Annotated in this window: 1 pseudogene; it reads right to left on the bottom strand. The window is 53.7% G+C overall.

Annotation, left to right across the window (positions count from 1 at the left end):
• Window positions 1-246 (bottom strand): annotated as a pseudogene (locus tag NLF92_RS13565) (TonB-dependent siderophore receptor); the annotation flags it as partial.

The raw sequence follows: 246 nt of genomic DNA on the forward strand, positions 1-246 counted from the left end.
GGTAAAGTCGCCTTCGTAGGCTGCTGAGCGGTCGATAACAGTATTCAGACCTGCAACCGCACTACCGCTGGCATCAAGGCCACAGAAGGTATTGCTAACGCCGCCGCGGCCAGAAGCCCAACAGTTTGCGACCGACGCTGAACCAGTATCGGCATAGCGGCCGTTCAATACAGAGTAATCGGCGTATTCGGCACTGAATAACAGCTTGTGCTCAATATCACCGGTAGTGACATTACCGAACAGGTT

It is taken from the genome of Opacimonas viscosa (assembly GCF_024199005.1).
In the GTDB taxonomy this organism is placed as follows: Bacteria; Pseudomonadota; Gammaproteobacteria; order Enterobacterales; family Alteromonadaceae; genus Opacimonas; species Opacimonas viscosa.